General features: G+C 35.8%; 12 protein-coding genes and 1 pseudogene. 4 read left to right on the top strand and 9 right to left on the bottom strand.

What is annotated here, in order from left to right:
• The first annotated feature begins 156 nt into the window (after positions 1–156).
• From ACQKOG_RS02865 to ACQKOG_RS02875, 3 genes are all read left to right on the top strand, one after another.
• A complete protein-coding gene (locus ACQKOG_RS02865) occupies positions 157–1,569 on the top strand; it encodes an FAD-binding oxidoreductase (protein ID WP_370081293.1) in 1,413 nt (470 codons plus the stop codon).
• Positions 1,562–2,845, top strand: coding sequence for a (Fe-S)-binding protein (locus ACQKOG_RS02870; protein ID WP_370081291.1), 1,284 nt, complete (start codon positions 1,562–1,564; stop codon positions 2,843–2,845). Before ACQKOG_RS02865 ends, ACQKOG_RS02870 begins: the two co-directional genes overlap by 8 nt.
• 64 nt (positions 2,846–2,909) lie before the next feature.
• Positions 2,910–4,286: an MFS transporter gene (locus ACQKOG_RS02875; RefSeq protein WP_427444927.1), complete on the top strand. Its 1,377-nt coding sequence runs from the start codon at positions 2,910–2,912 to the stop codon at positions 4,284–4,286.
• A gap of 340 nt (positions 4,287–4,626) precedes the next feature.
• Here the strand turns inward: ACQKOG_RS02875 and ACQKOG_RS02880 are convergent.
• The 5 genes and pseudogenes from ACQKOG_RS02880 to ACQKOG_RS02900 form a co-directional block, all read right to left on the bottom strand.
• A pseudogene (locus ACQKOG_RS02880) lies at positions 4,627–4,944 on the bottom strand (DUF402 domain-containing protein); the annotation flags it as partial.
• A 15-nt stretch (positions 4,945–4,959) separates the two neighbouring features.
• On the bottom strand, positions 4,960–5,172 hold the full coding sequence (locus ACQKOG_RS02885; protein ID WP_427444930.1) for a hypothetical protein: 213 nt from the start codon (positions 5,170–5,172) through the stop codon (positions 4,960–4,962).
• 15 nt (positions 5,173–5,187) lie between these two features.
• On the bottom strand, positions 5,188–6,042 hold the full coding sequence (locus ACQKOG_RS02890; protein ID WP_370081285.1) for an SDR family oxidoreductase: 855 nt from the start codon (positions 6,040–6,042) through the stop codon (positions 5,188–5,190).
• A complete protein-coding gene (locus ACQKOG_RS02895) occupies positions 6,039–7,067 on the bottom strand; it encodes a polysaccharide biosynthesis protein (RefSeq protein ID WP_370081283.1) in 1,029 nt (342 codons plus the stop codon). The genes ACQKOG_RS02890 and ACQKOG_RS02895 overlap by 4 nt, the downstream gene beginning before the upstream one ends.
• A 39-nt stretch (positions 7,068–7,106) precedes the next feature.
• Positions 7,107–7,706, bottom strand: a complete 600-nt coding sequence (locus ACQKOG_RS02900; protein WP_370081281.1) for a glycosyltransferase family 2 protein — start codon at positions 7,704–7,706, stop codon at positions 7,107–7,109.
• A 289-nt stretch (positions 7,707–7,995) separates the two neighbouring features.
• Here ACQKOG_RS02900 and ACQKOG_RS02905 point away from each other — a divergent pair, with 289 nt between their 5' ends.
• Positions 7,996–9,099, top strand: a complete 1,104-nt coding sequence (locus ACQKOG_RS02905) for a glycosyltransferase (RefSeq protein ID WP_370081279.1) — start codon at positions 7,996–7,998, stop codon at positions 9,097–9,099.
• 320 nt (positions 9,100–9,419) lie between these two features.
• On the opposite strand, the gene ACQKOG_RS02910 is transcribed toward ACQKOG_RS02905, so the two are convergent.
• The 4 genes from ACQKOG_RS02910 to ACQKOG_RS02925 all read right to left on the bottom strand — a co-directional run bounded on the left by ACQKOG_RS02910 (position 9,420) and on the right by ACQKOG_RS02925 (position 15,062).
• The gene (locus tag ACQKOG_RS02910; RefSeq protein WP_370081277.1) at positions 9,420–12,917 is read right to left on the bottom strand and encodes a S8 family peptidase; all 3,498 of its coding nucleotides are present in this window, start codon (positions 12,915–12,917) and stop codon (positions 9,420–9,422) included.
• A gap of 260 nt (positions 12,918–13,177) precedes the next feature.
• Positions 13,178–14,014, bottom strand: coding sequence for an energy-coupling factor ABC transporter ATP-binding protein (locus ACQKOG_RS02915; protein WP_370081275.1), 837 nt, complete (start codon positions 14,012–14,014; stop codon positions 13,178–13,180).
• A complete protein-coding gene (gene cbiQ / locus ACQKOG_RS02920; protein ID WP_370081273.1) occupies positions 14,014–14,784 on the bottom strand; it encodes a cobalt ECF transporter T component CbiQ in 771 nt (256 codons plus the stop codon). Before cbiQ ends, ACQKOG_RS02915 begins: the two co-directional genes overlap by 1 nt.
• A gap of 5 nt (positions 14,785–14,789) precedes the next feature.
• The gene (locus tag ACQKOG_RS02925) at positions 14,790–15,062 is read right to left on the bottom strand and encodes an energy-coupling factor ABC transporter substrate-binding protein (protein ID WP_370081271.1); all 273 of its coding nucleotides are present in this window, start codon (positions 15,060–15,062) and stop codon (positions 14,790–14,792) included.

A 15,062-nucleotide genomic window follows, 5' to 3' on the forward strand; every position in this document is an offset into this window, starting at 1 on the left:
TTGATTTCTGAAAAAACAATTTCAATTAGGTGAACCATTAAAATAAGAGCGAGTAAGCAAATCGGTGACTATTTTCTATTAGAAATATAAAGAATTCGCAGTTTTCAGGCTTAATTGAAAAGAGCTCTTATTATTAATTAAAGAAAGAGGGATTGTATGGAGCTACAAAAAGTAGAAAGTGAAATTAGAAAAATTATTTCAGACACAGAACGAGTTATGAGAGATCCAGCAGATTTAGTGAGTTATTCGTATGATGCCTCTTTTGGTTCGTATATGCCTGATATTGCTGTACAAGCTATAACAACTGAAGAAGTAGTAAATATTATGAAAATAGCGAATCACTATAAAGTGCCAGTGTATCCGAGAGGGCAGTCAACGAGTTTGAGTGGCGGACCTTTACCTGTACAAGGCGGTATTGTTTTAGATTGTTCTCAATGGACATCGAAATTAGAAGTTTTTCCAGAGGATATGCTTGTGGTAGTTTCACCAGGTGTTACAGCGAAGCAAATTAATGATGCCGCACTCAAACATGGCTTAATTTATCCACCAGATCCAAGTAGTATGAATATTGCTACGATTGGTGGTAATCTAGCAGAAAATTCAGGGGGACCTAAAGGGTTGAAATATGGAGTGACGAAAGACTATGTAGTAGGTCTAGAAGTCGTGACGCCTGAGGGAGATATAATGCGTACAGGTGGAAAAACTATTAAAAATGTAACCGGTTACGATGTGACGAATTTGATTGTTGGTTCAGAAGGTACACTTGCTGTCATAACAGAAGCAACGCTACGACTTTATCCGAAACCACAGGCTACAGTTACATTAATGGCTTTATTTGATAATTTGATAGATTCCGGCCACAGTATTTCTAATATTTTAAGTGCAGGTATTATACCTGCTAAATTAGAAATTATGGATCAAGCGTCTATTCAAGCTGTTGAAGAATATCAACCGACAGGTCTACCGATAGATGTAGAGGCAATGATTTTAATTGAACTAGATGGGCATCCGGTAGCAATTGAACAAGAAATTGAAGTTGTTAGAAATGTATGTACAAAGTATAACGCTCGAAAAGTAGAAATTGCTAAAACAGAAGAGAAAGCTCTAGCTTTATGGAAAGCACGTAAGCTAGTGTCACCAGCAATTGTTCGTAATAAACCGACAAAAATTTCAGAAGATGCAACTGTTCCGAGAAGTAAAATTCCAGAGATGTTTTCACGATTAAAAGAAATTCGTCAAAAATACGATGTTGAGCTAGTTATTTTCGGTCATGCAGGTGATGGAAATTTACATCCAAATATTATTGCAGATGCAAATGATTTGGAGGAAATGAAACGAGTGGAAAAAGCTGTAACAGAAATTTTTGAAGCAGCAATCGAACTTGGTGGAACACTTTCAGGTGAGCATGGAATAGGCACATTAAAGGCACCATTTTTAGAAATGGAACTAGGTGAGGTAGGGGTAGATATGATGAAACGAATTAAACAAGCATGGGATCCAAATAATATTTTAAATCCAGGAAAGATTTTTGCTGAAAAAGGGCAGAAATTTTCGTTAACAAATGATTAAACAAGAACTTGCTTATAAAGAAACGCTTAGCTGTGTACAATGCGGCTATTGTCTACCTGCTTGCCCAACCTATATTACTTTTAAAAAGGAGAAACACTCACCACGTGGCCGTATTAATTTAGTGAAAATGGCTGCTGAAGGAAAAATTTCTTATGAAGATATGGAGCAAGGTATTGAGCTTTGTCTTGGATGTAGAGCTTGTGAAACTGCCTGTCCTTCAAACGTTCCTTATGGCACCATTTTAGAATCGGCTGTTGCGAGTTTAGCGACTTATAATAAAGAAAGAATGAAAAAACGTCACAAACTTATTAAGTATATGTTGTTTGAACATACAATTCCAAATAAAAAAGTACTAAATATTGGTGAAGTAGGGTTAAGTCTTTATCAAAAAACAGGGGTGCAAAAAGTAGTCCGTAAATCAAATATATTAAATGTATTCCCAGAAAAAATGAAAGCGTTTGAAAACATATTACCAGAAGTAGACCGTCACAAAAGGCAATCATTTTATGCATCAAAGCAAATAAAAAAGTTTAATGTAGGATTTTTTACAGGTTGTGTAATGGATACGATGTTCAAAAAAATTAATACGTTAAGTATTAAATTATTGCAAGTGGCTCACTGTAATGTAAGTGTAGTTCCAAAACAAGGCTGTTGTGGAGCATTACATAATCATAGCGGAGAACATGATTTAACAATAAAGTTAGCGAAGCATAATATTGAAATTTTTGAAAAACATCAATTTGATTATATTGTTAATAGTATTGGTGGTTGTGGAGCAATGCTCATTGAATATGATGTTTTATTAAAAAATGATAGTAAGTGGGCCGAACGTGCAAAAGCCTTTGCTGAAAAAGTTGTTGATATAAGTGTCCTTTTAAATCAAGTAGATTTGCCATTTAAAAAATCCATTTCACAGCTCGTCACATATCAGCCTTCTTGTCATATGACAAATGTTCAAAAATGTGTAGCACCGCCTGTTAATTTAATTCAGAAAATTCCGGGTATTTCATATGTACCATTACTAGAAAAAGATATGTGCTGTGGCTCAGCTGGAATTTATAATTTTATAAATTATGAAGCTTCAATGAAAATTTTAGATGAAAAGATGCTTCATGTAAAAAATACACTACATCAAGAAAAAGCATGGATTATTACATCAAATCCGGGGTGTCATTTGCAAATGAAACTTGGTATTGATCGTGAAAAAATGGATGAAAGTGTTGAAGTATATCATCTAGTAGAAGTTTTAGCTGATGCATGTGATATCCATATATAATTGGTATTTTGCTTCTCACAAAGGGGCTTAAATATAGAAAATAGTTAAATGGGGGATATAGTTTATGAAAAATAATTTACCGCAAGTTGACGAGCGTAAATTAATGAGAAAAGTATCTATACGTATTTTGCCATTCTTGATTTTATGTTACATATTAGCGTACTTAGATCGTGCAAATATAGGCTATGCTGCATTAGAAATGAATGCAGATTTAGGTTTAACAAGCCAGGTTTTCGGTTTAGCAACAGGGATTTTCTTCATTGGATATTTTGTGTTTGAAATTCCAAGTAATATTTTAATGGAGAAGTTTGGCGCACGTATTTGGATTGCACGTATTTTGATTACATGGGGTATCATTTCAGGTTGTACGGCTTTTGCTCACAATGAAGTGCAACTATATATTATTCGATTCCTACTAGGGGTTGCAGAAGCAGGATTTTTCCCAGGTATTATTTTGTATTTAACATATTGGTTCAGAGGTAAGGAACAAGCATCTGCAATTGCTATTTTCTCAATGGCCATTCCAGTTTCATATATTATAGGAGCACCGTTATCAACTCTTATTATGGATAATTTCAATTTCTTAGGTTTTGAAGGATGGCGTTGGATGTTTATTTTAGAGGCATTTCCAGCTATTCTTTGTGGATTTATTGCATTTAAATTATTAACAGATAAGCCAGTGGATGCAAAATGGTTAAATGATGATGAAAAGCTTTGGTTAACGAAGACAATTGAAAATGAAAAAACTGTAAAGCAGAGTAAAGCTGTAAAACAAGATGGTCATTTTGCAGCATTTAAAAATGGGCGTGTATGGTATTTATCAATTATTTACTTTGTTTATTTGACAGGAAGTTTAGGTGTAGGTTATTGGATGCCACAAATTATTAAAGGATTTTCAGATGACTTATCAAATACACAAGTTGGATTTATTGCTATGGTGCCTTATATCGTAGCGACAATTGTGATGATTTTATGGTCACGTAACTCAGATCGCACGAAAGAAAGAAAGTTCCACTCGGCATTCCCTTTATTTGTAGCTGCTATTACGTTAGCTGGTGCAGGGGCATTTAATGCACATCCTGTTTTATCTATGATATTGATTACATTTGCTTTAACAGGAATGTATAGTTTCAAAGGACCATTCTGGACTTATCCACAGTTGTTGTTGGCGCCGTCATTACTTGCGGTAAGTATTGCAATGATTAACTCATTTGGTAACTTAGGTGGTTTTGTTGGGCCATATATGATGGGGTATTTAAAAGATACATTTAATACAACAACTGTCGGATTATATTTCTTAAGTACATTATTATTAATTAGTTCTATAATGATATTCTTCTTAAAAGACGTTGAGAAAAAAGAGGATATTAAAAAAGTAAAAGAAACAGAAAAAGCAAATAAAGAAAATGTAAAAGAAGATAGTGCTAATATTTTCATATAAATAACTGTTTATCACAAATTAGCAATAAAAAGCTTGTCGCGAATAATCTTTTTCGACAAGCCTTTATTTAATTTACGTTTAGCTTACAGTGAATTATGTTCTATAATATGCTCTCTATAAGGTTACAATCATCTATAACTTATACTGACTGAAATGTGTCGAATGATTTGGGGTCTAATGCCACCATAAATCTTTGTAAGACCATAATCAAATAACTCATATAAATGATCAGCATCTCCATGTACGATAGACGTATCAATTAAAGGAGGTGCTTTTCTTAAGAAAAGAAACCACATATGTCTTTACAAAAGAACTAGTCTAAGCTCTTGAAAAATATGATTTATGAAATTGATTCATTTATTAAAAAATCTTTATGATCTTTAGAAAGGTTAACCAACTTAAATTCACCTTTGCATATATCTCTTTTTATGCTGTTTAGCTCGTTCCAAGCCAAATCATAAAGAGATTTATCAATGATGCCATTCAAATAAGCTTCTTCTAATTCATCAGCATCTTTTTCAATCACTTCTTTCGATGGTAACAAGATAAGATCTAAAAATAGATCATCCATATAAGGTACATTTTCTTCTATTGAATTTTTATGGCAAATATCGATATACCATTGAATTATTTCTCCGTTAGCATCAAACATTGTTGTTACAGAATGGTTTTTTTAAAGAGGAAATTGTTGTAACCATAAATAGCCGTTATCAACAATACATAGCTTTTTCTCTCTATAATTCACGAATAAAGGTTCAGTAACTCGGGTTGCTTTTAATAATGTTATAAAACCCTTAAATTCTCTCGTATCAAGATATGACTGACTGTACTTTCTTTCTATAACTCGTTGCCATTCTGCACGGTCTCCGTACTTTCTTTTTAGCATACTGAACCTCCAAACTCATTGAAAATAATGAGGATACAATTCTTTATGCTGCCATATCCATTTTTTCATCTCAAGGATCATTTCCTCATAGCTAGGTACAGTAAATGAAAAATCTTTTCGTGTGTTGACTAGTGTTTTATCAATGTTTACCAATTGGTATGGGCGGATGGTAATTTTATTTTCCTTGAAGTGCTTATTGAATAATTGCAGCAGCTCAAATTTTGAAATACTGCTATTGTTGACGAGGTGGTAGAGGCCTGTTGTCCCTTCAATTGCTGCACGTTCAATGGCTTTTGCTAATGTTAGGGTAGTAACTCCCGTCCATATTGCGCCAGTATAGCCGTTAATAGTATCTTGCTGCTTCATAAACCAATGAAAGAGGCCTATGCCATCTACTTTCATATCAGGGCCGATGATAGAGTTACGAAACGTTAGGTGTGGAGTGCTTTCAATTTCCCCTAAGCCCTTCGTACGATCATAAAAGGTTTCTCCGTCGAGAAGGCTTTTTTCATGATAGGGGGCTACTTTTCCAGAGAATACACAATCCGTACTCAAATGAATAAGCTTTGTTTTCTTGTTTTTTAATAAAGATACGATGGCATGAGGCAAATAACTATTGAGATATATGCTTTTCTCACGGTCGGTTTCACAGGCATCATTTAAAACTCCGATACAATTGACTACAACATCGTAGTCGTGGTCTAGTAATAGTGACCTTAAAAAATTTGTATCTGAAATATCTCCCGTAATATTATTTCCGTATGAAAAGGCTGTTCGTGAATAGGTAGTTACATCATGCCCTTGAGAGCACAAATAGAGTGAAATCGTGTGGCCAGCCATTCCAGTAGCGCCAAGAACTAAAAATTTCAAGGTTTTCCTCCCATCCAATTATGTAATTCTTCTTGAACAAGAGGGAGCTTTAATAATTTTTCTTTGATTTCAGCGACGGACAGTATTTTCGTATTAGTAGAGTTATATTCATCGGTTAACGTAATTTTAGGAGAGCCCTCATCAAGATATTTCCCATAATTTAAATCCCGATTATCTGCAGGGATTCTATAAAAATTCCCCATATCGATGGCCTTTGCAGCTTCTTCCTTTGTTAATAACACTTCATAAATCTTTTCACCATGCCGTGTTCCGATAATTTGTATCTTATTTTGAGCCTGAAATATTTCTAGTAAAGCTTGTGCTAAATCCTCAATATAAGCAGCTGGTGATTTTTGAACCATAATGTCCCCGTTACCAGCGTGTGAGAAGGCGTATAAAACTAGTTCTACTGCCTCGTCAAGACTCATCATAAAGCGTGTCATTTTTGGATCTGTAATAGTTAAAGGCTTGCCAGCTTTAATTTGTTCGATAAATAAAGGGATAACAGAGCCTCGAGAGGCCATCACATTGCCGTATCGTGTACCGCAAATCAATGTTTGATCTGGATGAACCATTCTTGACTTAGCAATAAACGTTTTTTCCATCATGGCCTTTGATATTCCCATTGCATTTACTGGATAAGCAGCCTTATCAGTAGATAGGCAAATAATTTTTTTAACACCTGTTTGAATAGCAGCAGTTAAAACATTATCGGTACCGAGGATGTTCGTCTTAACTGCTTCTAGTGGGAAAAATTCGCAAGAGGGGACTTGCTTAAGAGCGGCAGCATGAAAAACAAAATCGACATCATACATCGCATTGTAAATGCTTTGGATGTCACGTACATCACCGATAAAAAATTTGATTTTCGGATGTTGATAGAGTTTACGCATATCATCTTGCTTTTTTTCATCTCTTGAAAAGATGCGTATTTCTTTAATGTCTGTATTCAAAAATCTCCTTAATACAGCATTACCAAAAGAGCCTGTGCCCCCTGTTATGAGAAGAACTTTATCTTTAAACATTGTATTGTTTCACACCTCTTACATGCATGGAGTACCAATTTATTTTAATCCTCTTCGATGTAAATCATATTCAGAATTCTCCCTCGGGAAGTTATACCAATATGCCAATTCATTTGTATATTTGCTCGTCGGGTTTTTATCCATTAAGGCACAGTTAAAATCCCAATCCCCAGCAATATCTTTTCTTATGGTAAAGGTTGCATCACCTAAAAAACTTCTTCGAATAATTTTAAATTGTCCAGGTAAAGTGTATCGATTAGATTCATCTTTTATAAATGCATAGCCAGCCTTTGTTAGCATGTTGTAGTAGTAAATATCAAACTGACCATCTACTTGTGCTAAGACGTTTCGTATAGCGGGTAAATAGTGATCATCACTATCAATGATAGCTATATAATCACCTGTAGCTTCTGCGATACATCGATTATAGGCTACACTAGCACCTAAATTAGTTGGATGGTTAATTATTTTTAAGGCAGGACAGTTTTTTTGATAGTCCTTTAATAGGGCTACAGTATTGTCAGTTGAGCCGTCATCGCAGACGATAATTTCATAGGCATATTCTTTCGGGATACTTTCCAACATGGTCAATATCCACTCTTCACTATTATAGGCAGGTGATAAAAAGCTAATATTCATGAAAAACCTCGATTCTTTTATAGTTAGTTGAAATAGGTGTAAGTAGGAGTTTTATAAAGTCTAATGCTGTTTACTTTGATTGACATAAAGGATTCTTTATTACAATATGCGTTGCAAGAGCTGTTCTATAGGCAATTGTTTATATTCGTTGTTATTTAAAAGAGAGAAAGCATATTGAAAATAAGGTGATTTTACTAGTGTATTCACGGTGCTTATACTATTCTTTTCACGTTATTAAACGAGAAATCATAATTTAATGAAAGCATTTCATTTTAATAAGGGGGATGTTATGTCAAAAAAGATAGCCTTCATATGTAGCGTGGAATCGTATAAGCTTTCCGACGCACATATTTTCAAAGATTTGTGCCTTGTTCCGATTTTGTTAGGTGAATATTTAGGCTATGATGTTAGTATTTTGACGACGGAAATGAATGAGGCATTATTGAAGCAAAATTTTCCTACTGTTACTTTTCAACATATTCCGTTTGGGGATGACTATGTTGCGAATATGAATACCTATTTAATAGAGCATGCGAAGGACATCGATATTGCATTTGCAATAGGGCCGTATCCATCGTATTTTTCGATATTAAAAACCTATAAAAAATATAATCCGAACGGAAAAATTTATATGAAACTAGATGTTAATCGGTTTTGGTTAAATCGATTGAAAACCTATCCTTATTTTACGGAGTTACTCCAGCTTTGTGATGTGCTGTCCTCTGAATGTGAATCCATTCAAAACGCTATTCATGAATTTTCGAATATAGATATTAAACGTATTCCTAATGGCTTTTATGAGCTGTTTCACACGGAGCCTGTTTCATTTAACGAGAAAGAAAATAGAATATTAGCGGTTGGTCGTTTAGATGCTCCTGAAAAACAAATTCTTTTAGCAGTCAAAGCATTTTTAGCAGCACAACTTTCAGATTGGGAATTTCGGTTAGTAGGTCCAATGTCAGAGGCGTTTAGACAGGAGCTGTTGAACGTGCTTGATGGAAACCCATTTGCGGCACAGGTCACTATTTTGGGACCGATTTATGATAAGGTGCAATTGGAGGAGGAGTATAGGAAGGCTAAAATTTTTTGCCTTACCTCTTTAGTAGAATGCTATGCTCATGTCTTTGCTGAGGCCGCAAAGAATGGTTGTTATATCGTTACGACTGATGTAGATGGGGCTGCGGATATTACTCATAATCAACGCTACGGGTCAATTCATCCGACACATGATTGGCAAAGTGTTGGACGGACATTGCAGCAAGTTACGAATCAAGAAGTTTTATTGGCTGATACATGCGAACACCTCCAAGCATTCGCAAGAGCGGAGTTAAATTGGAGAAATATTGTGCAAAAAGTGGCTGAATATTTAGGGGAAAAGCCAAGTTTAAATTAGGTAGAATAAGAGGAAGGGTAGATATCTCTAACATGTCATTATTATAAGGTGATTGGCGTGAAGACAGGGCACCTCCTTGGAGATTTTAGAGCCAGTAGGGGAACAAGGTTAAAAGCATCCTAAGCCTTCTTGATGAACGGAAATAAAATCTTCGTTATGGTGAATAAAACATAAATGTATAAAAAAATCCCCTAGATTTTCCATTGTCTAGGGGATAATCTTTCATTTTTTTGAAAACTTAAATCGTGCAGCTATTACACTACCTTCAACTGAAAAGTCTATTCTTCTACAAAGTTCGTTTTTCAGCCCAAGGCTATATCTTATTTTATTTCAAGTGTATACGGTTGAGTACTAGCTTTGCCGTAATATTCACTTACTTCAATATAGTAAGTGCCTTTATCTAGTTCGACTGTACCTACTTCAGCATCTCCAGCTCCGTAAAGATCTAAAGTTTCTACTGTTTTTCCTTTTGCATCAATAATTCGGATGACGCCATCTAGTGCTTTTTCTGTTTGAAGAGAGAATGACACATTGCGTTTGCTGTCGTTATTAAACTCAAAATAGTCCTTATCACCAAATGGAACACCAGCATTTAGATATTGAGTGGCTACCCATTTATCATCTTTTTTCGAAAGTACAGTTGGTTTTGTCGGTATACCGTTAACTAACTTAGAATCTGCATCTTCATCTGGTTTTTTATGATCAAACAAAGTTAAAGTATATGGCTGGATTGATACTTGTCCAACATTGCTTCCGTTAAGAACAATAAAATAACCGTGATCTTTTTTTGCTTTAAAGGAAGTATTTACATCTGTTGTTCCTCCAAGACCGAGTAACATTTGAAGGAGGTCTTCACCTTGTCCAAATGGAATTTGTGTTGCCATTTCTTCTGGATCGATTTCCATGTTACCATTTGTATCTTCAATAATGACGCCTGAAAACTTTAAGTCATTTTGAAGTTCTTTAGGTAATTGATTTAGTTGTTCTTTTGTAAATGGTACAGAAGAAATAAGAAGACTCATGACTTCATCGTTACCTTTTTGTTTGTAGTAGTAGAAATCAGTATCATCTTGATAAATGAGATGATCTTTGTAAGTGATACCAGGTTGAATCGTGTTAGCAGCTCCTGGTGAATTATTATTTCTATTATCGTCTTCTGGAATTGCTGCCATTTTACTAGTTTTAAGTGTATATGGTTCAGCAGAACGGTCACCAAGATTCATAACTTTTACAACATATGTTTTGTCCTTTTCCAATGCAATTGCCTTAGCATCGTTTGGATCACTTGTTTGTCCTAGAAGTAGCCCTAGTAGTCCCATATCATTCGTTAATGAAGTAACTGGATTTAATTCATTTGTCTTCTCATCGTATTCAAATATAGTCCCAGCTGGTGATTGGTTCATACCTTTTTGAATTTGGAAACCATATACGGCATCTTCTTTAGCAGTAAATGCGAAGTAATCTTCATCATCTTCTGTTTGGAAGTATGCTTTTTGATCTTTGCTGATATCAAAGCGAATTGCTTGGTCCATGATTTGGTCAACGTTTTCTGGTTTATCCATAGCATATGGATTCATGAATATATTCATGAAATCATTTTGTTGCTTACGTTTTTTTGTTTTATATTCAGTTAAAGGTAAAAGACTCTCTTGTACGTTGTCTTCTAGCATCATCGCATTTAATTGAAGGCCATCTTCATCTATAGGATAAGTAACGACTTCACCTTTTAATGTGTAAGGGATGATTGATTCACTAACAGTTTGCTCAGTATCAATACCGCCGCTAAAGAACATATCAAGTGAAAAATTACTACCGGTTTCATTAGATACGCTTATTACATACTCTTCCTCAGGTATAGCATCGACAACTAAGTTTACTCCATCGCCTTTATCCGCGCCGTAAGTTGCTCGAATTGGATAGGCCTCATTTAATCCTTCAACATCGTCTTCCTCTGTCGGAACATTAACTAAGTCTTCTTTTAGAAAAAGCTCCATGGATGCAGTAACACCTGGAATCCCAGTTAAATCAAATTTCAGTGTCGTTGGTTCATTCACTGAAAATGTAAAATAATCTTTGTCACCTAGATGATCTTCAGAAAGTAGGGTATAGTTTTTCCCGGCTGTACTGAATGGGAATTTTTCAATCTTCTCCATATGTTCCATATCTAATGCATCAATTGGTAATTTTTTAGTCGTTTGAGCCGTGAAGACGTAGTTAGAATCACCCTTTGAGCTATAGCTGCCATTTTGATCTTTAACTCCAATAAGAAGGGTTCCTTTTTGATCTGCATTATATAGGTATCCTTCTTGCTTGCCTACGCGAACATCATTGACGTTAATTGGTTCTACTTCTTCTTTTTGACCTTCAGGGTAGAAGTATAAATCAAATGCATAATCGTATTTGTTTGCACCTTTTAATGTCAGTTGAGCATACTCATTTGCGTCTAGATCAACCTTGTACCATTTCTTTTCGTCCGGTAACTTGAATTCTCCTTTTTCGGTATTTAAGGTATCTTTTTTAAGAACTTTTGCGTTTTTCAAGCGCTCTTCTTTTGTTTCAGAATACTGTTTTGGTAGATTGTTAATATTAAACTGTAATGCTTTCACAGGATCTACTAGGCCATGTCCATATGTAAGATCATAGCCCTTGTCACCTAAATCCTTTGCAGTCATTTCGAGAATAGCTTCTATTTCATAAGGCTTTAAATCTGGATATTTTGATTTTAGTAGGGATGCCACACCTGCAACAACAGGAGAGGCCATCGATGTTCCGCTAAATTTTACAAAGGAGGATCCTTTTTTCTCATCATAAACTGAACTATATATATCTTCGCCTGGAGCTACTAGATCAACCGATGGGCCGTAGTTTGAATAGCTTGATAGTTTGTTTCTATCATTCGTAGAACCTACACTTATAACGCCTTCGAATGAAGCAGGGAAGGAGTAATTATCTGTCGATTCATTTCCAGCAGCAGCTACAACGGTAATTCCTTTATCAATCGCTTTCTGAACGGCTTCCTCCATTAATGGAGATTCACCATAGCCGCCAAGACTCATATTGATAACATCGGCGCCTTGCTCAATAGCGTAAAGGATTCCTTGTGCAATGGCGAAATCACTAGCACCATCTTTTCCGTTGAATACATCAATTGGAAGAAGCTTGGCATTTGGATTAATCCCATGGCCTCCAATCCCATTATCTTTTGCCGCTCCAACAATGCCTGCTACATGTGTTCCATGCTCACTAGGATAAGAAGTATTGGCAGGTGCTGCAGCATTATATGGTGGTAGCACTTGAGATTTTAAATCAGGATGTTTAAAATCCACGCCACCATCGATAACTGCTACTTTTACCTCGTTGTTACCTGCTAATTCTAGTGCTTTATCAATTTGAAGAAGATTCAAATGATACATATCCTGTTTCTTTGGATCTACTTCAGTGCCAAAGGAATGATACACGTAGCTTGGGGATACACGTTTAACCCCTTTTTGCTTAGTATAATATGAAACTGCTTTTTCTAAATTTGTTCCTTTGTTAAGTTGGATAACATCGTATCCTAATGAAGGAATAGAGCGGATCACTTTTGCGCCAATTTTTTTGTGTGCATTCTTATCAAGACCGGAATGTTTGACGATAATAGTATCCTGACTAATCCATTCTTTTTGATTCTTAGATGATTGTTCCTTATTGCTAGCTATTTTCACTAACTCTTGGTTCTTTGCTGTTTTTTGTGGTGCTTCAGCAAAGGCAGAAGTAGCAGGAACCATTAGTGCTGCGGATGCAACTAAAGCTACTGATTTTTTCTTCCAGTTTTTCAACTGTATTCCCTCCTTGGGTGTTCCAAATATTTGTGACATCTATACTATTACGAATGAACGATAGAAAAGTTTCGTAATAAGTATATATTTTTCCAAAAGTACCATTCTATATTTTACCACGTTCCTCGTTATAAAAATATGTAGAAGGGAAGTCAAAAATCCTCAAAGGACCATAGGGTACATCCTACTCGATTTGTGCGTTTGGAGTAGTAGCGTGGATTCTACTACAATTGAAAAGTACCAAATATGGACAAATTATCTTAAAGCCGCTCAATAAGTCTGTGTAAATCTTTCTTCGAACGAGGCATTTTTATGTTTTTCTCAAATAACTTTTTCTTTTGTAAGGCAACGGCCATTTCAAAGACCCATGGGCGTTCAAGATGGGCTCTTTCAAGCAAATCCTCTTGGAAGAACATTGCTACTGGATCTCCATTGTAAATAATTCTCCCAGCTTCCATCACGATGATTTGATCTGCCCATTCATAGGCTAAGGGGATATCATGCGTTGCCAATAATATTGTTCGTTCCCCGTTTTCTAACATAGCTAAATACTGTAAAACTTGTGCACTATAATAATTATCTAGTCCAGCTGTCGGTTCATCTAATAATAAAACGGAAGGTTCCATTGCAAGTACGCCTGCCATTGCGACACGTTTTTTCTGACCAACACTTAAAAAATGGATCGGTTTATCTAGCAATGCTTCGACTTCGGTTTGAGCGACAGCCCACGCAATTTTTTCCTCGATTTTTTCAGTTGTCCAGCCAAGATTCAAAGGACCAAATGCAATATCTTGCTTAACTGTGCCGGAAAAAAGCTGGTTGTCTGCATCCTGAAAAACAATACCAACCTGTTGGCGTAATTCTTTTAATGCTTTTCTACTATAGTTCAGTTCATTGCCACAAAAGGAGATACTTCCAGCGGTAGGCTTCAAAATACCATTTAAATGCTGAAATAACGTTGATTTCCCGGCTCCATTATGACCAAGTAAAGCGATTTTTTTTCCCTTTGGAATTTGAAGTGTAATATCTGTTAAGGCATGAGTTCCATCTGCATAAGCGTAGGATAAATGTGTTAAATCAAAGTATAAATCTGTCATCAGAAAAAACCTCCATAAATGATGAGGAGTATAAAAATAGCAGCAATACCTATCCAATTTTTCGTGTTACAGGGAACATCATCCTGCCAATAGACCATTTCGCCACCACGTGCTTCCATTGCATTGTTTAGCTCACGACTGCGTTGGAACATCTCGACAAATAAAGCTGCAATTAGCATTGATACCGATCGAAGCCACTGCATAGGGGAGCTGTATCCCAGACGAGCCTGTTGGGCAAGATGAATTTTTTGCATACTGTCTAAAAAGATAAAAATAAAACGATACGTTAGCTCTACTAACTCTACAAATAGAGTTGGGAGTCGCCATTGTCGTAAGACGTAACAAATAGATTGGACTGATGTTGTGAGAATTAAAAAATACAAACAGCTAATGCTGCCAAGGACGATGAAAAAAAGCTGCTGCGCTGTTACTAGGCTTGCACTGCTGACAAAAATTGTCCAATTATGAAGAGAAAATGACCAAATGTTTGAAGGAAGCCTGTTTGTCGCTGGCGCGATAGAAATTAAAATGGATACTAAACTTGATAGTAAAAAAAATCCAGGTAGCAACAATAACTTTGCGTAATATTTAGCAGGGATTTTTGCGCCTAAAATGATAAAAGCACTCATCACAATAAATGTAATGAGTGAAATTCGTTCATCTCTCATGATAAGCGACAATAAAAGCAGTCCAAGGGATAACGTCATTTTTTCTAGCGGATGAACAGACGCTAGTTTATTCAAATAAGCATACTTATCAATGAGTAACATAGCGTTTAACCTTCTTTATGTTTGCCGCGCATTAAGCCGATGAAATACCCGATGAAACCAGCACCGATAGCAGCTTGTAGTGCGAATAATAAGCTTTCAATTTCACCACTTGGTGGTTCCCATAAGCTTTCAAACCATGGCTCGTAGCTAGCATCTATTTCACTAATTGCTGCTTCCGCTTCGCCATCAGCCCCTTCGAATTCAGCACCTTTTTGAATAAACAGGGGAACGATTGCTAACAACACAACAATGGCGATGAGCAGTAAGTTTTTTTTCAT

Source organism: Lysinibacillus sp. NPDC093216 (genome assembly GCF_050280325.1).
GTDB lineage: Bacteria > Bacillota > Bacilli > Bacillales_A > Planococcaceae > Lysinibacillus.